Here is a 20,617-nt window from a genome sequence, read left to right on the forward strand (position 1 = left end):
GCTATCGCTTTTTGATTTCGTTGTCTATCAGCTTTCGTAGATCTTCCAATTCTTCTTTGCTCAGGTCGGTTTCTTGGGTAAAAAAAGAAGCGAACTGACCAGGGCTGTCGTTGAAAAAATTCTTGATGAGTCCGTTTACGTGCTTCGAGAAATACTCCTTTTTCTTGACCAGCGGATAGTATTCGCGAGAGCGTCCTAAACTTTTATAGGCTACAAAGCCTTTGTCCGTCATGCGCTTTAGAAGGGTGGCAATGGTCGTTGTTGCCGGTTTGGGTTCTGGGTAGGCTTCCAAAAGGTCTTTCATGAAGGCTTTTTTTTGCTTCCATAAGAGGTTCATTAGTTCTTCTTCGGCTTTTGATAATTTCATGCTGCATCTTCTTTTTGTTCTACAAACATAGAATAAAAATTTAAATTCTACAAATGTAGAGCAATTAGGGCCGCCCATTTTTTTGGGAGATTGGGGCTTATTTGGTGTTCGTCTGCGTTAGGGATAGGAGTGGAAAGCCCGCATTCGCCTTTTGGCGAAGCGTACTTGAAACGTATAGCCCGGCCCCGTTTTGTTACGGGGAACGCCCTTGTTAAAATTTCTGTTATAAAAGTGTAGGTCGTGTACGTCTTGTTAAGGTTGAAACCGTTAAATTTGGCGAATATTTAACAATTATGAGTGTACTTGAAGAATTGAAAAAGAGGAGTGGCAATGCCTGCGAACTATGTGGGGCCACTGACGAACTGAATGTGTATGAGGTGCCTCCGGTTTCTACAGGAGGAATCGATGGCAGTATTTTGGCCTGTGCGACCTGTACGGGACAAATTGAAAATCCCGATACTACCGATGCCAACCACTGGCGTTGTTTAAATGATAGCATGTGGAGCGAGCACGATGCCGTAAAGGTGGTGGCTTGGCGTATGCTTTCGCGTTTGAAGGAAGAGGGCTGGCCCAAAGACCTGCTCGATATGATGTATATGGAAGACGAAGCCTTGGAGTGGGCGAAAGCCACGGGTGAAGGTCTTGCGGAAAGCGAGAAAATCATTCACCGCGATGTCAACGGTGTTATCTTGGAAAACGGTGACAACGTGGTACTTGTAAAAGACTTGAAGGTAAAAGGCTCGAGTATGGTAGCCAAGCAAGGTACGGCGGTGCGCCGAATTTCATTGGACCGCGAGAATGCCGAATATATTGAAGGCAAGGTCGATGGCCAACAGATAGTGATCATTACGAAATACGTAAAGAAGACATAAAAAAAAGGGAATCGGTCTAGGATCGATTCCCTTTTTTCCTTTACCGGTTCATTTCCGTAAAGTGATGGTAGAAATAGGGTATGGTCTCAATACCCTTTAGATAGTTCCAAACCCCGAAATGTTCGTTGGGCGAGTGTATAGCGTCGCTATCGAGCCCGAAGCCCATAAGAATGGTCTTGCTGTTCAATTCTTTTTCGAATAGGGCCACAATGGGAATGCTGCCCCCGCTACGTTGTGGAATCGGTTTTTTGCCGAAGGTAGTTTCGTAGGCCTTTGATGCCGCTTGATAGGCTATAGTGTCAATTGGGGTTACATAGCCTTGTCCGCCGTGATGGGGGGTTACTTTTACGGTAACGCCTTTGGGGGCGATACTTTCAAAGTGGGTCTTGAACAATTGGGTAATTTCTTGCCAATCTTGGTGGGGTACCAAACGCATGGATATCTTGGCGTAGGCCTTACTGGCTATTACCGTTTTTGCACCTTCGCCGGTGTAGCCGCCCCAAATTCCGTTTACGTCCAATGTAGGCCGTATGCTGTTACGTTCATTGGTGCTATAGCCTTTTTCTCCGTCAACGGATGCAATGTCGAGTGCGTTTTGATAGGCTTCAAGGCTAAACGGGGCCTTGGCCATTTCTGCCCGTTCTTCTTGGGAGAGTTCTTCTACCTTGTCGTAAAATCCGGGAATGGTAATATGGTTGTTCTCGTCATGGAGGGAGGCGATCATTTTGGTAAGTGCATTGATCGGATTTGCCACGGCACCACCATAGAGTCCTGAATGTAAGTCCCGATTGGGGCCGGTTACCTCTACTTCTACATAGCTAAGGCCCCGTAGTCCCGTAGTGATGGACGGTACGTCGTTGGCAATCATTCCGGTATCGGAAATCAGGATGATATCGTTGGCCAGTTTTTCACGGTTATTGGCTACAAAAACCCCCAAGTTGTTACTGCCTACCTCTTCTTCGCCTTCGATCATGAATTTTACGTTACAGGGCAATTGGCCGGTCTTGACCATAAATTCCAAAGCCTTTACGTGCATGTACATTTGTCCTTTGTCATCGCAAGCACCACGGGCGAATATGGCCCCTTCGGGATGGATTTCGGTTTCTTTGATGACCGGTTCAAAGGGAGGGGAGTTCCATAGCTCCACCGGGTCGGGGGGTTGTACGTCGTAATGGCCGTACACTAAAACCGTGGGAAGGTTTGGGTCTATCGTCTTTTCTCCGTAGACGATGGGGTAGCCATCCGTTTCACAAATTTCTACGGTATCGCAACCTGCATTTTCTAGCGCGGTCTTTACCGCTTCAGAGGTGTCGATAACATCTTGGGAGAAGGCGGAGTCGGCGCTGACCGAAGGTATGCGTAGTAGTTGTATGAGTTCATCTAAGAACCTTTGCTTATTTTTTTGAATGTAATCTTGTACGTTTTGCATGGAGCAAATTTAGAGTGTAATTTAAAAATACGAAAAAGAACGTTTTTATATGAAGGAAAATTTAGAGAATTAAAATTTTGCATTATATTTGCATCCCAATTTGATATTGGAAATGCAGGCGTGGTGGAATTGGTAGACACGCTAGACTTAGGATCTAGTGCCGCAAGGTGTGAGAGTTCGAGTCTCTCCGCCTGTACAACGGGAAGCCTTTCAGGAAACTGAGAGGCTTTTTTTGTGGGTGATGTTTCGGGGTGTGAAAGAATAAGGAGAGGCGAGAAGCCTGCTCCGCCTGTACAACGGGAATCCTGTCCCGAGCATGGCCTCGGGAAGCCTTTCAGGAAACTGAGGGGCTTTTTTTGTGGGTGATGTTTCGGGGTGTGAAAGAATAAGGAGAGGCGAGAAGCCCGTCCCGAGCATGGCCTCGGGGAATCTCTCCGTCTGTACGAATACAGAAACCTTTTATTTTATTGGGGAGTTGTCGTTTTTAAAAGTTTAGGGCTATGAAGAACACAACCGGTAAAATTAAAATGAGGATGTAAATACGCAAAAGTTAGTCTTTCGGGCCCCGCTAGCTTTCATCTGTGAAGAGTTTCAATGACTAAAGTGCTCCAATGTTTATCTATATCCCTCACTTTGTAGGCCTCATATACGTTTCCCGATCGCTTGGAAAGTTCGAACACTTTCTCATTTATATTGACAATTAATCTTTAAGAGGGTTTAGAGGTGTACATGCGAGTAAAACGTTTAATAATAAAAAAGGGTGTCTAACTAAATAAACACCCTTTTTCCAATTAAACTAACTCAACAATTTCTCTATGGTCTCAAGCTTGCTTTGGATATACTTATGTTATCCATATAGAATCTGGTAGCCGTGGTGTTGCTTGCGTTATATCCTCTGATCGAAAAGGTTTGTGGAGCCTCTGAAGAGAACTGTACCAGCTGTGAACTATAGACCCATTCACCCACAGGAATGGCTGTAAGGTCAGGATTTGGCCCTACCCCCCAATCAACATCGGGGAACCAGAAAAACCGCACATCCGCATTGAACATATCACCTGTGTCGGGAGGGTTGACAGATTCTACATATACCCATATACCTATTTCGTACCATTGTCCAGTTTCGAAGCTAAAGGGTATGGCTGCATTGTCGGAATCTACATTGGCGATGATCATTCCCCCGTTTGGCTGCATTTCTACATAAGCACTTTTGGCACCGTCATAGGCTTGGGCCGTTGAAATTTCAAAGGTGTAGCCATCATAAGGAGCTCCCCACCATTGGTATGGCCAATTTGCGGCAGTGTAATTTTCGAAGCTATAATCAAAAGCGCTTCCTTCAAAGATGTTCTCTCCCTTGAATACTACCTGTTGGTCTGTAAAACTCTCTGCGGGGTATGCATCCGTAGTAGCCATACTTCCTGCGGTATAGGAAACGGTAACCGTATCATCATTATAAATCTGATTGCCCGCCAACTTAATGATTACCAAATTACCTTCATCAGGATCGACGGTAACACTTTCTATGGTTACGGGCACATCGGCACCACCGTTTACGACGCTTACGCTAAAGTCCTCTGGGTTAAGTGTCGACTCTTCCATTTCACGACTAAAGTTCAAGGCTATATTCCCGTCTTTTTCGTTAACGGCATCCAAGGTTACGGGTTCTGTGGAAGGAATGATGGTGATTAGATTTTTATAGGTGACCTCGGTTCCTCCTTCCGGTCTTTCCCTGTTCGCGGCAAAGCTAAAATCATAAGATCCCAACTTTTTGTACTTTACATCCAATTCATCCTCGAATACTTCCGAAGATTCCGGGTCGCCCCCGTTCACGGTCCAAATATAATTTTCAGGTTCTCCCTCGGTAGCAACTGTGTACCTGACCGTAGAACCGGCCATAACTTCATTTTTAGCGTTGTCGCCTATGGTAAGGGCATCTCCTAAAGTTCCATCGCTGTTTACGATATTGGCGGAAATGGAAACTTTTACCGCTCCTAAAACCCTAACAATAAAAGTAGTGTCCAGTTCTTTGCCCATTTTGGTGGTACCTACATAGGCATCGCTCTGAAACGTTTGTTGAAGTTTTACCTCATGGTCACCTATTTTTTTGAAATAGACCCTAACGGTGGCTTCGGAAGAGGTGGCGTCATTGTCGGAACCGGCAATGTCGACAACACCTTCGGGAAAGGTCCAGGTCCTGTTCTCCACACCTGTGGAAACATCCCCAAAAGTGATGTCTTCGTTCAGGTTCACTTTATTGTCAAAATCCATTTCGGAGGTCATTACCACCCTATGGCTGGTTTCTGGTAAAGCGACATCGTCTGCAGGGTCATCATCACAGGACAGCCCTAGTATCATTAGGCCTAAGCCCAGTAGTGTCGGCAATTTGAATTTATATCCTAGTTTCATAATTTTTATTTTTTTGTTTATAAACCATCGTTTGTTTGAAGCTCCGCGGCCGGAATGGGGAAATAGTCAAATTCGGCTGGATTATAGTTCTGTGAGCTGAACAGAAAATCTGGTCTTGTATGTTGTACAATGAACAATGGCGCTTGTTCTTCAATAGTTTCAAAGTTGTTTATTCTCCACTCTTCATCGGCCCTTAACTCATCATAGACCTCTTGAACAATGCCCCATCGTACCAAATCTTTGTATCGATGGCCTTCATAACATAATTCCAAAGGTCTTTCTACACGTTGTAGGTGGGTGAGAACGTTTTCCGCTGTTGGGGCGACATAGGGCTGGGTACCATGTACCTGTTTGCTAATATGTAGCTGGGGAAAGGTATTGCCATTGTCGGCAAGGTATTGTTTCAGGGTAATAACTCCTGCCCTTGCCCTGACCATATCGATATAATCGATGGCTTGGTCAACAGAACCTCCGGAATTCAATAGAGCCTCTGCGTACATTAAAAGCACATCTGCATAACGGATATGCCTAAAGTTGATTCCTGATCGGCTCAAACCGTCCTCGTTGGTCAAATGATACCAATTGGAATGTTTTTTTACATAACTACTTTGGCCATAGGCCCATCCTTTTGCCCCAGGTTCATCGCCGTAATAAAGACCGTCGGCATTACTTGGAACAATAGACCCATACATTCTTTGAGATTGTATAAAACCGTAGTTGACCGGATTGCTAGGGTCTATCTCGTCGCTAAGAAACAATTCGTGCATGTAATAGGTAGGCAATACCGTGTTATACGCACCGTAGTTCAATTGTCCCGTGGCCCGGGCCAATGAACTTGCTTCGGCACCCGATTCAAAACTGTTGTCGTCAACGGCATCCCCACCTGCACCGGGGTTTAAATCGGCACTGTAGGCTACTTCGAAAATAGACTCTGAATTAAACTCGGTATCATGTCTGAAGTTGTCATTTACATTGTCGGTAAGCTCATAAATATCAGAATCGATAACACTTTTGAACAGACCGGCGGCGGTAGACCACTCCTTACCATATAAATAGACCTTGCCCAATAAAGAAGTGGCAGTGCCCCAGGTTACCCTAGCCTTGTTAGCGGCGTCCCAAGTGCGGGGCAAATGCGCTTTTGCAAATTCAAGATCAGGAATTATGATGGAGTTCGTTATTTCCTCTATTGAAGAAAATTTTCCAGGTAGGTTGTCAACACCCTCGATCGCTTCCGTCCTTATAATTCCACCTCCGAAAGTGTGTGCCACTTCAAAGTAAAAGAAGGCCCTTAAGAACCTGGCTTGTGCCTCGATTACTTCTTTTTCCCCTTCGGAAAACAGACTGCCATCTGCATTCGCTATATTATTGATGACCTGATTGGCCCTGAATATACCGATGTAAAGTTGCGACCACTTGTCTTCTATTTGACTGGCCCCATCATTATAGGTTAAATTTCTGAAAGCAAAGGGGCCGTACCAAGATTCGGTGCCCGCTTCATCGCCCAACATCATCTCAAATTGCAAACCCCCACCACTGATAGCCTGAAATTGTGTTGCTCCATAGACCGTGGTCAATGCCGAATTGAACTGTGTCGGTGTTTCCCAGAAAATATCCGTTGTAATCGTGTTCGGATTAACCTCGTTCAACCATTCGTCTTCACTACAGCCTATAAGCAAGGTAGCCATGGAAAGAAGGGTCAACCCAATAAGTTTAAATGATTTCGTTTTCATCTTGTTTCAATTTTTTATTAGAATTTAACCTGTAAACCGAGTAGGAATCTCCTAGCTACCGGATAGTTGCCTATGTCTACGCCTCTGGTGCTTAGTCCGTTACCTCCAATTTCGGGGTCAAAACCTGTATAGTCGGTTATGGTAATAGGGTTCATGGCGGACAGGTACAATCTTAACTTGTTCAATCCGATGGATGAGGTAGTTTCAGAAGGAATGGTATACCCTAAAGTGATATTCCTTACCCGAAAATAAGTTCCGTCCTCCAGCCAATAATCTGATCTTGCCCGTACGTTATTGCCGTACGAATCTTGTCTGAATGTCGGTATATCCGAATTCGGATTTTGTGGAGACCACATGTTATATTGCTCCAGATGCCTTCCTTTTGTATAGGCCAGATATCTTGAACCGTTAAAGATCTCGGCTCCTCCCGAAAAGTAATTTTGAACGAAGAGGTCAAAACCTTTATAGGCAAGGTTAAAGTTGAGGCCTATCTCGAATTCGGGTTGGCCGGATCCTTTATAAACCCTATCGTTATCGTCAATTACATTGTCACCGTTCTGGTCTACATAGCGCATATCGCCCTGTTTGGCCCCGGAATAAATGGTTTTATAGGCATCCAGTTCCTCTTGGGTCTTGATCACACCATCGGTCTCTACCAAGAAAAAGGCACCGGCCTCGTAGCCCACGGCGTTGAAGGTGGTGTAGTCTACCCCCGTCCCTAATGTGACGGATGGTCGGGCGCCCCCGTATCCCCTTTCGATTCCGTTAAGGTTGGTGATTTCATTTTTGTTTGTCGTAAAGGTTGCCGAAACGTCCCAAACAAGCTCGTGGTCCAGCCCCCCTTTGTACGATGCCGCAAGTTCAATGCCCCTGTTGGTCATATCCCCTGCATTTACGAAAATGGGGTTGTACGTGCCTACGTCCCTTGGCTGACTTGTTCCTGCGGAAGGAGGTGTCGATAAAGGAAGAAGCATCTCTTTTCTTTCGTTTTCATAAACGTCTGCAGTGAAGGTAAACCGGTTATTGAACATCGAAAGGTCCAATCCAATATTTTTTGAAATCTTGGTTTCCCATTTCAGGTCGCTATTTGAAATTCTTCTTTGAACATAACCTGGTGTTAGGCTTTCGGCATCGTCAAACAGATAATTTACCCCTGTTTCTATTTGGGTAGCGGTAGAATATGCGGCAATACTTTGATTTCCGACTTCGGCCCAGCTACCCCTTAGTTTAAGGTTGCTTATTTTGTCGCTGTTCTTTAAAAAGTTTTCGTCAGAAATATTCCATCCTATAGAAACTCCCGGAAAAACACCGTACTTGTTTTCTTTGGAAAAATTGGAGGAGCCATCCCTTCGTATACTCGCCGAGAATAGGTATTTACCGTCATAGTTATATTGTAATCTTCCCATTAGACCACTTAAGGTATTGGTATAATCGTAACTGGTCGGGGTTATTCCATTTTGTCCGGCACCCAAGGAAGGGGTCTCATTACTTAAAAGTCCTATCACCCCAACACCTACTTCTTTCGATTTGAATTTCTCATAAGAGAGAACCCCGGTAGCATTGAAGTTATGTTTTCCGAAATCGGTATTAAAGTTCAATATGTTCTCCATTGTATTTCGCTCGTTCCAAACAAAATCTTCAGATAGTATGGCATCTTCCCTCGATGCCGTAGCGTTAAAGGAACCATCGAGATTGGTTACCAAATATTGGGGTTGAAGAAATTTTCTTTGGTAGTCCCAATTGTTTCTGCCCAAGTTGAGTTTGTAGGTCAGGCCATCTAGAATCTCATATTCCATGTTTATGGCAATATTGTTGCTCTTTACCTTTCTTTTATCGCTATTCTTCAATGTACTTGACAAATAGCTATAGGCGATGGCGTTTCTTACAGGAAGTACTACTTCGTTTTCCCCTGTTTGCGTCAGGCCGTTCAAAGGAGGTTGCCATGGTTGTTGCCAAACGGCATATTCATACAGTCCCCAAGGTTCTTGGGTAGTGTTTTCGTAGGTTAGGCCCAAGCTTCCGAAAAGCTTGAACTTTCCTTTGGTGAATTGTGTGTTCAACCTTGTGCTCAAACGGTTAAAACCAGAGTTGATCATTACACCATCTTGATCGTAGTAGTTGGCACTGAAATTCATGGAAAGGTCTTTCGTTCCTCCATTGACCCCTACCACGTAATTCTTAAGAAGGGCATTGTCGTTCTGTACGGCGCTGACATAGTCACTGTCGTATTTTAGCGCATCAGGATTGAAGAAGAAAATTAGCGGGTCGCTTCCTAGGGCCTCCAACATTATTTCTTCGTGATACATTTGTTGTGTAGTATTCATCAAAGGGATACCGGAGGTTATATTTTGGATACCGGTATAGGTGCTAAAGTCTACTTCTACCTTTCCCTCTTTCCCTCTTTTTGTAGTAATCAAGATAACCCCGTTGGAAGCCCTTGTTCCATAAACGGCCGCAGAAGCACCGTCTTTTAGAACGTCTATGGATTGGATCTGTTCCGGGGCAATATTCGGGGTGCCCTCAAAGGGGATGCCGTCAACAACATACAAAGGCGTGTTGGATCCCAATAGTGAACCTAGCCCCCTGATTTGAATGTTTGCGGAAGCACCGGGCCTACCATCGCTCGCTTGGACGTTAACACCTGCTATCTGCCCTTGAATGGATTCCCCAAGGTCGGAAACCGGCGCCTTTTCGATAATATCGGATTTTAGTCCGACGACCGCTCCGGTCACTTCCTTTTTTCGTTGTGTACCATAACCTACTATGACCACCTCGTCCAATTGTTGGGTGTCCTCTTGCATCACAATCGATATGGGCGTTGAAGTAGAAGTAATGGTCTTTGATACCTTCTTAAAACCGATATAAGAGAAGTCGAGTACCTCTCCTTCACTTGCCTCGATTTCAAAATTTCCGTCAAAATCGGTGGCGGCACCCCTGGTCGTACCGTGTACCATAACGGTAACCCCTGGAATGGGAACCCCTGCGTCGTCCTTTACATTTCCGGTAACAGTTTCCTGAGCCAGTAAATTGCCATGCCCCAGGAAATTAAATAACAGCAAAATCACGACTAAATAATTTAGTTTACGTTTTTTTCTTTTCATAATGCTACGTTAAGTGGTTTAGAAAAATTATCAATAACTGATAAAACAAGAATAGTTATGGTTGATAATTGCGAATAAATGAATTATTGTAGCCAAAAATATGTATTTGATAAAAGGATTGATCAAATGTAAACTTGATAAAAACTAGACATCAATTTAACGATCGGAGGTTGATCAAAAAAAACATCAGTAGTTTTCTACCCAAAACCAGGGCCATAAAACCATTTGGTCTCATCTGAAACATGCGTTCACTAAGCTGTTCCCCATTTTAAATGATCGAGATAGGCCCAAACTATGTGAAGACATGTAAAAAAGAGGGATTCGGCGCGTTTGAGGAACATGGACCCGACATTATCACAATGCACAAAAAAAATGAGTTGTTCAGATTTTGTCTAGGCTTTTGGCAGCGCCCATTGAGCCAATTTACTAAGCTGAAATTAGGTTGGGTTCTCCGAATCGACAAACAGAGGTTTAGACAGCACCATTGACCAAAGAAGGGATCAAACAAAGACAATAGGCATATGTTTGTATGCCCTTGACATTTTAATACTGGCCATTAATTAGACCAATATAACTAGGTTGTTTATATTCGGCAAGACCCGATTGGCTCAGGTACTTTTTTGGGAACAGTGTCTTGTGCCCCATACTTCCGAGCAAACGTCTTACCCATTTATGGTTGACCACATATTCTTTTCCTACCAACATGTTCAGCAAGGAGAGCAGCCCTTCGGCAAGGAAGGTGGTCGCGTACCTGTCTATCAGTCTCGTAATCTTCAGGGTTTTGGGAGACACCCCGGTCGATAATAAAGGCTTGAACGGTTTACCTGTAAAATGGAACATTGGCTGCCAGCACTCATCCCTTTCGGCGTTTTCCTTATTAATTGCTTCCTTTCCATAACAGACCTGTTCTCTTGAAGCTTTTTTTTAATAGTCGTTCCCGACTTTCAACTGGCCAATCTGGCATAGGGTTTCTCGTTGTCGGTTTCTTTTCCCCTTTCTTGGGCACTATCCCCAAATGCCTTGGAACTGTTCTCCAAAAACTCTTTCTTCCATCTCGATATCATAACACCGCTGACATTGAACCTCTCGGTTCGGCCGGCGTGCAACGTATCTTAATGGCCTCAATGGAAACATTTGCCTTGAACCGGGGACTGAATTTTATGCGTTTTCCTTTCATGATCTTGGTTGAATTTAAACTTTCGTTTTTAACCAAGCCACTGGTACGGTTTTAAGGTAGTATTACAGTAAATTGTAATGGGGAGAACTCTTCGTAATCGCTAATAAACTCAATGGTAGCCAAAATTTTATACCATTCACGGCCATCTCGTATTTTCTGGAACCTTATTTTTGATCAGGCTGTCATCATAGTTCTAAAAACCTTTATGGGGCAATTTGGGGCAAAACCAACAGCGGTACCCGGGTTTGAAAGCATGTGTTGCGCAGTATAGGCTCCCGTAGTAGCTTTTGAAAGAAGCCGTGTTTTGTATTTAAAAGGGAGACCATACCGATATTGGGGTTTTCTTTTTCCAGAAAAAGTAGGGTTGAGGCGACCGAATTTTTCATTTCCAATTCTATAAAATTAGTATCGACCTCATTTAAAATGTGTTTTAGAACACTTTTATTGGCTTTCTGCTCGTCACTCAGTTCCTTTTCGGTATGAATATGTGCGATGGAAACCGTTGTATTCCAAAGTTTTGAAATGGCGATAAGTGGGGCTACTTCAGAGGGGGTAAAAGTATGTTTGTAATCACTTGCAAGGGTGATTGTATCCGGAAGGTCATAATCGTAATCTTCGGGTACGGCAATGACGGCACATGGATGGGCGAGGTATTTGAGGACATCTACCGTATTGCTTCCTAAGAAGACCTCGTGCAATGTAGAGTATCCCTTGCTTCCCATAAAAATATAATCTACCGCATTATCTATTGCCGTTCGGTTGATAAGATTCAAAACGGAATCGGTCTCGAATATGGTTTGGAAACGGTGCTTGGTATTGTTGTTTTTCCTTTCCGTATGTTGAGTCAAGCGTTCTAGGTTCTTAATTGCATCCAACCTTGTTCCAGGGGCCGATGGGACGTCGTGATAGGCGTGAAGCAGATAGAAGGTGCACTCTTCGTTTTCAAAAAGAAAAAGGGCATAATCTATTGCATTTTGGGCGTTAGCTGAAAAATCGGTGGGTAAGACTATTTTTAGCATAATGACTTTTTTATAGATTAAAATTATTCATGTACCGTTCAAAATACTATGATATGGATCAGGAAAGGGGGAACATATTGCACCGGCCTAGGAATGTTATAGAAAAGCCGACCTCCCGTTTACGGAAATAGGGGTCAAATTTAAAGGGCGTCATCGGTAGACCCAATGTGAATTATTAATATTCAACGGAAAGACCTGTTACGATCCAAGGCGGATATCAGGTTTTGGGATATAAGACATAGGGGGAGGAGGAAAAGGAAACGTTTAATTATGCAGGGGACGTTCTGGTACTTATCTGAATTTTTGTTTTTTGCAATCCGAAACCCCAAAAATAAAGGGCGCAATGAAGTAAGAGCTTATGTTTTGGAGATAGCTAAGTGTCATCGAGGGGTTCATTAAATCGCTTGCTTTGAATATTTTCCAGGTGTGACGCCATATTTTTCCTTAAAGAGTTTATTGAAATGGGAAGTGCTCTTAAATCCTGTTAGTTCACAGGTTTCCTGAACGGAGAGCTTTTCGTGAATCAATAGGTTGGCCGCCTTTTTAAGGCGATAATTCTTTAATAGTTCATAGGGGGTCTGGTCGGTTAAAACCTTTACTTTTTGATAAAAATGGGTGCGGTTCAGATAGAGCTTTTTGGCCAGACTGTTTAAATCTAGGTTTTGATTGTCTACATTTTCTTCGATTAAACTATACAGTTTATCAAGAAAGGCATTGTCGTTTCTACTGTTTTTGTTGTCTTTGGTCAATGGAATGCCTATTTGGTACCTTTCGCTTAAGCGCTTACGGTTGGTCAATAGGGCTTCGGTTGTGGTAATCAGCCTTTGTGGGTCAAAAGGTTTTTTTATGTAGGCATCGGCTCCATCTTTAATACCACGTATATGGTCTTTTATATTGGTCAACGCAGTTAAAAGAATTACCGGAATGTGACTGGTCTGCAAATTGGATTTAATGTTCACGCAAAGGTCTAGACCGTTCATTTCCGGCATCTGTATGTCGCTGATTATAATATCGGGCCACTGCTCTTTCAGGGCCTCTAAACACTCTTTTCCGTTTCTAAAACTCTTTACCCTAAAATATTGCGATAGCAATTCAGTTACATAGGTTCTCATTTCTAGATTGTCTTCCACGTAAAAAATTAAGGACTCGGAGAACTTTCCGCTTACTTTTACTTGAACGGGAGCATTTTCGTTTGCCTGGTCACGGTGGAAGGCAATTTCTTTTTCTTCAGGGAGTTTTATTTCTTTTAACGAGAGTTTATCTTTGGTGGATTGACTTTTTACAATAGGTAGTTTCATCGTGATTTTAGTGCCTTCGCCCAATTTGCTTTCCGCTTTAATGTATCCGTAGTGCATTTCTACGAGTCGTTTAGAAAAGGCCAGGCCTATACCAGATCCACTTAAGTGACTGTTTTGCTTTTTATGCGATTGGTAAAACCTTTCAAAAATATGATCTAAATCTACACTGTCAATACCAATGCCCGTGTCCGTAACCGATACGATAAGGTCTTTGTCTTGATCGGTAAATTCGACCGTAATCTTGTCATTGGTTTTAGTGTATTTGAATGCATTGTTGAGTAGGTTGTTTAAAATTTTCTCTAGTTTGTCACGATCAGCGACTACAATAAGTGATTCTTTACCGCCTATCACCTCTATGCTTTTTTTGTCGTTCATGGCCATAAACCTGAAGTCTGCTATAACCTCCTCCAGAAAGTCCTTAAAATCAAAGCGGGAATAAGTCATTTTTAAAAGATTGTCATCGGCCCGTTTGAAATCTTGTACTTGTTCTATAAGTTCATAGATTTTTTTTAGTTGGCGTTTTATTAGGTTCAGTTTATCGGTAAGTTCCGGGTTTCCGTTAAACCTTTCTATTAGTGCGTTGGTTGGCCCGGCTATTAAAGTTAAGGGGGTTTTTATCTCATGTGAAATATTCGAAAAGAAACGCAATTTGGCTTCGTTGGCGTCTTTTACATTGTTGATTTTAAGTTGTTCGATCTCTACCTTATGGTTTAAATCCTGAATCTTCATTAAGGTCCGGTTTACGATGAAACCAACTATCAGAATAAGCAGAATATAGGTGGCATAGGCTAGATTTGTTTTCCAAAATGGAGGAATGATAGATATATTGATTTGTTTGGGTTTGGTCCATTCGTTTAGAGAATTGGAAACCATGGCCTGTAATTGATACTCCCCTGGGGGCAACCCACTATAGGAAATAGTTTTTTGATGTGATGGGACCCTGATCCACTCTTTGTTCAATGGAGACAGCCTATATTTTATACTATGGTTTGTTGGGTTGGCAAAGTGGAGGCTTGTGAGCTCCAAGGAAAAAACGTTTTCATTGTGTTTTAATACGAGGTTTTCGGTTTCGGACAGCCGTTTATCCAAAAGTACCCTTCCGTTTATCGAATCACCCGCCTTGATGGTTGTGTTGAGCAGTTTAAAGTTTCCAAAGTCAAATTTGGGCAAGGGTTCGCAGTTCGGTATTTCTTCGGGTTTAAAATAACAAATGCCGTTTAGGCCTGAGAAAGCCATGTAGCCATTTTTTAAATAGGCGCTGGAATACCAGAAATCCTCAAAAGGCAGCCCGTCGGATGAATGGAACTTTCTAATGGTGTTTTTTTTGGTATCAAGCTTATTCAGGCCAATGTTCGTCGCAATCCAAAGATTCTGGTCTTTATCGTGTAATATGCTTTTTACTACATTATTGGATAGGCCATGCTCTTCGGTAAAAGATATGAATTTTGTTCCCGTTTCACTTTCTGTCATTTTGCATATCCCCCCACCTTCGGTCCCGATCCATAGTTCGTTGTTAGGTAGACGTATTATCGAACTCACAAAGTTTACGGGTAGGGAAAAACTATTGGAAACATCGTTTTTGTATTGTTGTATCTGGGCATTTTTCAAGGAATCTTCGGAGTTTATCCTGAACAATCCTTTTTTATGTGTTCCGATCCAGATGTTGGTATCCAATGGGTCTGCGTATATGCATCGCACGTGTCCTATTTTGCTGTCCTTAAACAGGGCGTTTTCGTTCAGTTCCTCGATATTGATAACTTCGTTGGCCTTGTTCAAGGTTATTTTATATACCCCGGTCATACCTGCTAGCCATATGTTTCCTTGTTTGTCTTCGATATAGGAATTGATATGGATGTAAGTGGGTAAGGTTTTTTTATCGGTTTTTACGACTTGGTAGTTTTTACGGCCCGTGGGTATTCTGCACAAACCGATGTCTTTGATCTTTAACCATATGTTCTTTCGCGAATCGTTAAAGACGGTTCCCGAGTTTTGTCTTTCTTCTTTGGTGAAATTGAAATTTGTGTGTTCAAATTTTTGGGTTTCGGTGTTGAACAAGTGAATCCCTTCCAGTTCTGAACTAAGGTAGATTCTTTTCGGGTCTATTGCGGATATACTAGTAATGTTGTTATGTCCAAAACCAAGGGGGGCGCCTATAGTTGTATCGGTCTTTTTAAAAGGGGAGGTGTCTGATTTGAATTGGTATAGTCCCTTGTTGAAAGTGCCGAACCAACAATCCCCTAATGATGATTGATAAAAGCAACTGCTTTTTATATTTCCTGTTTCAAACTCAAAGTAAGAAGTCTCGTATGGGGCGCTGGCCTTAAGGTCTGATGCATTGTTTATCCGCATAAACCCATTATAGAGTAGTCCTAGCCAAACTTGATTGGTATTGTCGACCATACAACTGTTGAAAATTTTTTTAACGAAGGCTTTCTTGATGAGTTTAAAGCGAAAGGAGTCATTGTTTTGCTCAAATTCGACAAGGGCTATACCACCTTCATTAAGTGTTACTAGCAAGGTGTTTTTATCAATTTTTTCTATAGCGGTGCATGCGTAAATATGTTTACGTAAGATTCTTTTGAAAGTTCTGGTGTTTAAGTTGAATATGAAGAAACCTACAGAAGTGGTATATAAATAGTTGAAAGGGTCAAGCTTAGCTACATTGTAAATTATCGATGATTTTAATTTTTGAACGGGCAGCGGATAGGTCCCCACAAAACTATAATCGTCCTTGAACAATAAAATACCATAATTTTCGGTGGCACAAAGAACAAAACCGCTACTTGCCGAGAAGCTCCGTATTACAGGGCTGTCGCCATTTTTTTTAGAAAGGCCTTCCATTGTGATTTCCTTAAATTCTTCTTTTGAAGTATTGTAGATGCTAAGACCTTCATCGGTACCGATCCAAATGTTTTTGTTTTTATCCTCAAATAATGTTCTTACCCGGTTATTGCTCAAAGGCTTCTGACTATTTGTGTTTTTAATGGTCTTGAATTCATAACCGTCATAAAGACTTAAGCCTTCGTAAGTGCCTATCCAAAGATATCCGTTTGAATCTTCCAATACGGATGTTATGCCATTATGGGCCAATCCGTTACTGGTGGTAAACTGTGTCGAGGGAATTGGGTTTTGGGCCATGACGGGAGCATTGTTCAGGAACAATACTAAATGAAGAAATATATAATTCATCAATAACTTCATATGTCACTGTGTTTAATTTGTTCAGAGGGGAGCGGATCGGCTCTCCATATGTAATTCTACTTTTGTTTTTCCAAAAAGCTCGGTCATTTTCGATGACATTCAAGTGGAGAACAACAATTTGCGACAAACCATAACCATAGCCGAATATAGATATATTATGGAATAAAATTAATTTCCTCTTCAACAAGAGAACCACGAAATGGTGTCAGCGAATTTTTTGAGCTGGTTGTTGAACTACATGTTTATTCGGCTTATAGAACTGTAATTCAATTTGTTATTGCATTGATTTACTGGTGAGCATTTTTAATTTACGGTGCAACATTTTGTTCTTCCTTTATATTTAAATATTTGATAACCAAGCATTGATTATGGAAAATGTCAAAATGTTTTTTAGAAAGTTAAGTGCTCTAAAAAATAGTTGTGTTTGCTTGTCAGTTGTGTGTCTCTAGCAATGAAAAAGGGTGAAGTTGTAAGGGGTTTCTACCGTCACAACCCACTTTGTTGACCTTATAGATTCATTTGCAATTGGTGTGCGAACAGGCTGCTGCCGACAGCTGGGCTTTGTTATTGATAAACCAATGGTTACTGTTGGTTTGATGTGTTTTGAGGATTCTTTTTTATCAATTCCAATGCTTTTTAAGACTGCACTATCGGATACCGGGAATTGAAATAAAAACATCAGGGAATTTTGAACTTATCCGGAGTACACGTTCCTGTGATGCCCAACTTGAAGTAGCGGTTGAAAGCGATTTGCGATAAATAGAATTTATGGGATTGTATAAGTGAACGAAAAGTAAGCGGCGGTTACCTTGAGCGAGGTATGGCTTTAATAGAAAACCGAGTATTTAACCTTTGGCCGGTCGTCGATACTGTAAGACTTGTTATCGATGGTCGGCAACTAACTAACTAATTTTAAACCTATGAAATTAAAACAAAGAACAAGCTTTAAAAAGTGGCGGGGAGATGGTACTCTAGTGCTCTTTTTACTGTTTTTGTGTACCGGCATGGTCGTGCATGCCCAAGAGCCCAATACGGTTACGGGAACGGTTATAGATGCCGATGAGGGGGTGCCGATCCCAGGTGTGTCGGTCGTAAAAAAAGGAAGCGCCGTAGGGGTATCGACCGACTTTGACGGGAACTATTCGATAAAGGCTAAAACAGGCGATGTTTTGGAGTTTAGCTATATAGGAATGGAGGCACGCACCATTACCGTTTCGAGTCCGGTTGTAAATGTGAAAATGGAAACCGATGTTGAAAACCTTGATGAGGTTGTGGTAATCGGCTATGGTAGTGTTAAGAAAAAAGAATTGACAGGGGCCGTGGCAAGTGTAAAATCTGAAGATATAGAGAATATAGTTACCCAAGATTTGGGTACGGCGTTACAAGGGCAGGTTTCAGGGGTCAATGTGGTAAGCTCTGGGCAACCCGGGGCCGCATCTGAAATATTGATAAGGGGAATAACCAGTATTTCAGGATCAAATACCCCCTTGTACGTGGTTGATGGAATTCCACAAGAGGGAGACCCAAGAATAGCTCCCGGTGATATTGAATCCATAGATATCTTGAAAGATGCTTCATCTGCGGCTATTTACGGAACCAGGGGCGCGGCCGGTGTAATTTTGATCACAACGAAGCAAGGCAAACAGGGGGCCTTGTCTGTAAGGTTGAATGCATCCTATGGTTTCCAAAAAATTGCTTCCGGAATTGATTTGATGAATACCGAAGAACAAACCTATTTCGATTTGGTTACTGCTAGAAACGAAACCGGTAGTACCGATGATGTCACCGTATTGACCTTGGCCAGAAGCCCTATGGGATTTCAAAACAATACGGACGTAAGGGATATCATAATTAGGGATAATACTCCATTTAAGAATTATGCGGTCAACGTATCGGGCGGCGCCAACGATATAAAGTATAATGTGTCAACTAGCTTGTATGATATGGAAGGAATACTTATAAATTCAGATTTTAAGAGATTTAACACTAGGGTAAATACCACCTATAACCATGGTAAATGGGGAATCAATGCCAGTGTGGGGTTGAGTAGGGAAGATCAGTCTAGGGAACCAGGGGGTATCATCAACCAGGTCATTAGATACCTTCCTACGCAACAAGGTCTGGAAGCATTGGATCAAGATGAACCCTTGGTGGAAATCAGGTCTACGGAATCCAATAGGTTGGGATGGGTTTTGAATAGTCTGAACAGTACGGATGAAGAAAGGGTCATAAGAACCTTCGCGTCATTTAATATTAACTATCAAATTGTAGAAGGACTTAATATTTGGTCTAGGATCGGAATTAACGAAACTAACGGGTATCGAGATAAGTTTTTGGGCTATACACCGGTGTTTACAAAGGAAGGGGAGCTTTTGACCAATCCCGCCAATAGTTTTGCGCAAAGTAGTGCATTCCAAAGGTCCTCCAATGTGTGGGAGACGGTGCTGACCTTTAAGAAGGAACTGGCCGACGGTCATCACCTGACCATGACGGGCGGGTACACGCGGGAAGAATATGGTGGTAAGGATTTTAGTGCCAAAAAATACGGTGTATTGAACAATGATATTCGGGTTTTGGACAATGCTACCATAAACCCTGACGCACAATCGGGAAATTACTATACTTCCACCATTCTGGGAATTTTAGGAAGATTACAGTACAACTACAAAGGGAGGTACTTTATTAGCTCCAGTGTTCGTAGAGATGGTTCTTCAAAATTCGGAGAGAGTAAGCGCTGGGGGCTTTTTCCTTCAATAGCCGCCTCATGGAATGTATCGGATGAGGGCTTTTGGAAACCCTTAAAAGGCGTTGTCAATAATTTTAAACTTAGGGCCAATAAAGGGTCTTTAGGGAACAATAGGTTTGGGGATTATGCTTTTTCTGCAGCCATTGCAAACGGAATAGACTTTCCATTTGGTACGGGCGATGGTATATTGAATATCGGTTCGGCCCAATCGGAATTTGCCAATGCCCTAGTAAAATGGGAAACGAAAAAAGAAACCAATTTTGGAGCGGATATAGGGCTCTTTAAAAACAAGGTCACACTCTCTGCCGATATATATGATATCGAAAACGAAGATATGTTGTTCCCTGTTGTCTTGCCCGGTTCGGCTGGAGGAGGTGGTAATTCACAGATTGTGCTGAATGTGGGTAATATGACCAATAAAGGACTGGAACTGGCCCTGGCGTATCGAGGTAAAATTGGACACTTGAATTTTAATATGAACGGGACATTCACCACTAATGAAAACAAGATTACCCAAATAAATGGCGACAATGGTTTCTTGTTTACCAACGATTATGGTTTGGTTAGCGGGGCAAGACCGGAATCTCAGGTTACCGTATTGGCGGAGGGGTATGAGGCCGGCGCTTTTTTCTTACGAAGAACCAACGGTATTGCCGATACTCCCGAAAAATTGGAAGAATACCAAAAAATCGATCCAGCGGCAAAATTGGGAGACCTTATATATATTGATTCGAACGAAGATGGAACTATATCGGATGCAGATAGGGTATATAGTGGCAGTGGTTTGCCGGAGTATGAAATCGGATATAACTTTAATTTAGACTATAAAGGCTTTGATTTTTCCATGCAATGGTATGCCGCCTTGGGGCATGAAATCATGAATGGTTCTAAAGCTACGGCCTATGGCTATGGAAGACATAAAGACCTGATCTACGCTTGGTCCGACTCCAATACGTCGACCCCTATCCCAGCTTTTAGGGGAGATATAAAATCACATCCCAACTTTAGGGGGTATAACGATCTATGGCTGGAAGATGGAGATTATTTAAGGCTTAAGAACTTGACTTTGGGGTATAGTCTACCAAAAAAAATCGTACAAAAAATAGGCGTAAGCAAATTAAGGGTTTACACAACTGCCCAAAATTTATTGACTTTCACTGGGTATGAGGGCTACAACCCCGAAATAGGAGGCGGGATTAGTGCAAGAGGGTTGGATAAGGGGAACTACCCAATATCAACCCAATATTTATTTGGACTGGAATTTAATTTTTAAT

The 20,617-nt window shown here is 42.4% G+C and carries 10 protein-coding genes and 1 tRNA gene; 3 read left to right on the plus strand and 8 right to left on the minus strand.

Annotated elements, in window-relative coordinates; translation table 11 throughout:
- Position 1: 1 nt before the first annotated feature.
- Entirely contained in the window at positions 2 to 367 is a 366-nt protein-coding gene (locus B4Q04_RS06490) for a BlaI/MecI/CopY family transcriptional regulator (RefSeq protein ID WP_046287453.1), read from the minus strand.
- Between the two features lie 293 nt (positions 368 to 660).
- On the opposite strand from B4Q04_RS06490, the gene B4Q04_RS06495 reads away from it, so the two are divergent.
- Positions 661 to 1,239: a PhnA domain-containing protein gene (locus B4Q04_RS06495; RefSeq protein WP_013993643.1), complete on the plus strand. Its 579-nt coding sequence runs from the start codon at positions 661 to 663 to the stop codon at positions 1,237 to 1,239.
- A 40-nt stretch (positions 1,240 to 1,279) separates the two neighbouring features.
- Here the strand turns inward: B4Q04_RS06495 and B4Q04_RS06500 are convergent, their stop codons facing one another.
- Positions 1,280 to 2,668 carry a dipeptidase gene (locus B4Q04_RS06500; protein ID WP_013993644.1) on the minus strand — a complete coding sequence of 463 codons (1,389 nt, stop codon included), beginning with the start codon at positions 2,666 to 2,668 and terminating at the stop codon, positions 1,280 to 1,282.
- 114 nt (positions 2,669 to 2,782) lie between these two features.
- Here B4Q04_RS06500 and B4Q04_RS06505 point away from each other — a divergent pair.
- Positions 2,783 to 2,864 (plus strand) — tRNA-Leu (locus B4Q04_RS06505).
- A 617-nt stretch (positions 2,865 to 3,481) separates the two neighbouring features.
- On the opposite strand, the gene B4Q04_RS06510 is transcribed toward B4Q04_RS06505, so the two are convergent.
- From B4Q04_RS06510 to B4Q04_RS06540, 6 genes are all read right to left on the minus strand, one after another.
- The gene (locus tag B4Q04_RS06510; RefSeq protein ID WP_088696300.1) at positions 3,482 to 5,071 is read right to left on the minus strand and encodes a hypothetical protein; all 1,590 of its coding nucleotides are present in this window, start codon (positions 5,069 to 5,071) and stop codon (positions 3,482 to 3,484) included.
- A gap of 17 nt (positions 5,072 to 5,088) precedes the next feature.
- The gene (locus B4Q04_RS06515) at positions 5,089 to 6,801 is read right to left on the minus strand and encodes a RagB/SusD family nutrient uptake outer membrane protein (protein ID WP_088696301.1); all 1,713 of its coding nucleotides are present in this window, start codon (positions 6,799 to 6,801) and stop codon (positions 5,089 to 5,091) included.
- A gap of 17 nt (positions 6,802 to 6,818) precedes the next feature.
- Positions 6,819 to 9,902 (minus strand): SusC/RagA family TonB-linked outer membrane protein, encoded by a 3,084-nt coding sequence (locus B4Q04_RS06520; protein WP_088696302.1) that lies wholly within the window; start codon positions 9,900 to 9,902, stop codon positions 6,819 to 6,821.
- A 543-nt stretch (positions 9,903 to 10,445) separates the two neighbouring features.
- Positions 10,446 to 10,742 (minus strand): hypothetical protein, encoded by a 297-nt coding sequence (locus tag B4Q04_RS06530; RefSeq protein ID WP_088696303.1) that lies wholly within the window; start codon positions 10,740 to 10,742, stop codon positions 10,446 to 10,448.
- A 540-nt stretch (positions 10,743 to 11,282) separates the two neighbouring features.
- Positions 11,283 to 12,098, minus strand: a complete 816-nt coding sequence (locus B4Q04_RS06535; RefSeq protein WP_013993657.1) for a universal stress protein — start codon at positions 12,096 to 12,098, stop codon at positions 11,283 to 11,285.
- A 395-nt stretch (positions 12,099 to 12,493) separates the two neighbouring features.
- The gene (locus B4Q04_RS06540; RefSeq protein ID WP_088696304.1) at positions 12,494 to 16,597 is read right to left on the minus strand and encodes a two-component regulator propeller domain-containing protein; all 4,104 of its coding nucleotides are present in this window, start codon (positions 16,595 to 16,597) and stop codon (positions 12,494 to 12,496) included.
- A gap of 920 nt (positions 16,598 to 17,517) precedes the next feature.
- Between B4Q04_RS06540 and B4Q04_RS06545 the strand changes: the two genes are divergently transcribed.
- A complete protein-coding gene (locus B4Q04_RS06545; protein WP_013993660.1) occupies positions 17,518 to 20,616 on the plus strand; it encodes a SusC/RagA family TonB-linked outer membrane protein in 3,099 nt (1,032 codons plus the stop codon).
- Position 20,617 lies beyond the last annotated feature (1 nt).

Source organism: Zobellia sp. OII3 (assembly GCF_002211465.1).
Taxonomy (GTDB): Bacteria; Bacteroidota; Bacteroidia; order Flavobacteriales; family Flavobacteriaceae; genus Zobellia; species Zobellia galactanivorans.

Bases quoted from the DNA above. Each gene is read 5' to 3' on its own strand.
- B4Q04_RS06515 (WP_088696301.1), bottom strand. From the start codon at position 6,801: ATGAAAACGAAATCATTTAAACTTATTGGGTTGACCCTTCTTTCCATG.
- B4Q04_RS06510 (WP_088696300.1), bottom strand. From the start codon at position 5,071: ATGAAACTAGGATATAAATTCAAATTGCCGACACTACTGGGCTTAGGC.
- B4Q04_RS06520 (WP_088696302.1), bottom strand. From the start codon at position 9,902: ATGAAAAGAAAAAAACGTAAACTAAATTATTTAGTCGTGATTTTGCTG.
- B4Q04_RS06495 (WP_013993643.1), top strand. From the start codon at position 661: ATGAGTGTACTTGAAGAATTGAAAAAGAGGAGTGGCAATGCCTGCGAA.
- B4Q04_RS06530 (WP_088696303.1), bottom strand. From the start codon at position 10,742: ATGTTCCATTTTACAGGTAAACCGTTCAAGCCTTTATTATCGACCGGG.
- B4Q04_RS06540 (WP_088696304.1), bottom strand. From the start codon at position 16,597: ATGAAGTTATTGATGAATTATATATTTCTTCATTTAGTATTGTTCCTG.
- B4Q04_RS06490 (WP_046287453.1), bottom strand. From the start codon at position 367: ATGAAATTATCAAAAGCCGAAGAAGAACTAATGAACCTCTTATGGAAG.
- B4Q04_RS06535 (WP_013993657.1), bottom strand. From the start codon at position 12,098: ATGCTAAAAATAGTCTTACCCACCGATTTTTCAGCTAACGCCCAAAAT.
- B4Q04_RS06500 (WP_013993644.1), bottom strand. From the start codon at position 2,668: ATGCAAAACGTACAAGATTACATTCAAAAAAATAAGCAAAGGTTCTTA.
- B4Q04_RS06545 (WP_013993660.1), top strand. From the start codon at position 17,518: ATGAAATTAAAACAAAGAACAAGCTTTAAAAAGTGGCGGGGAGATGGT.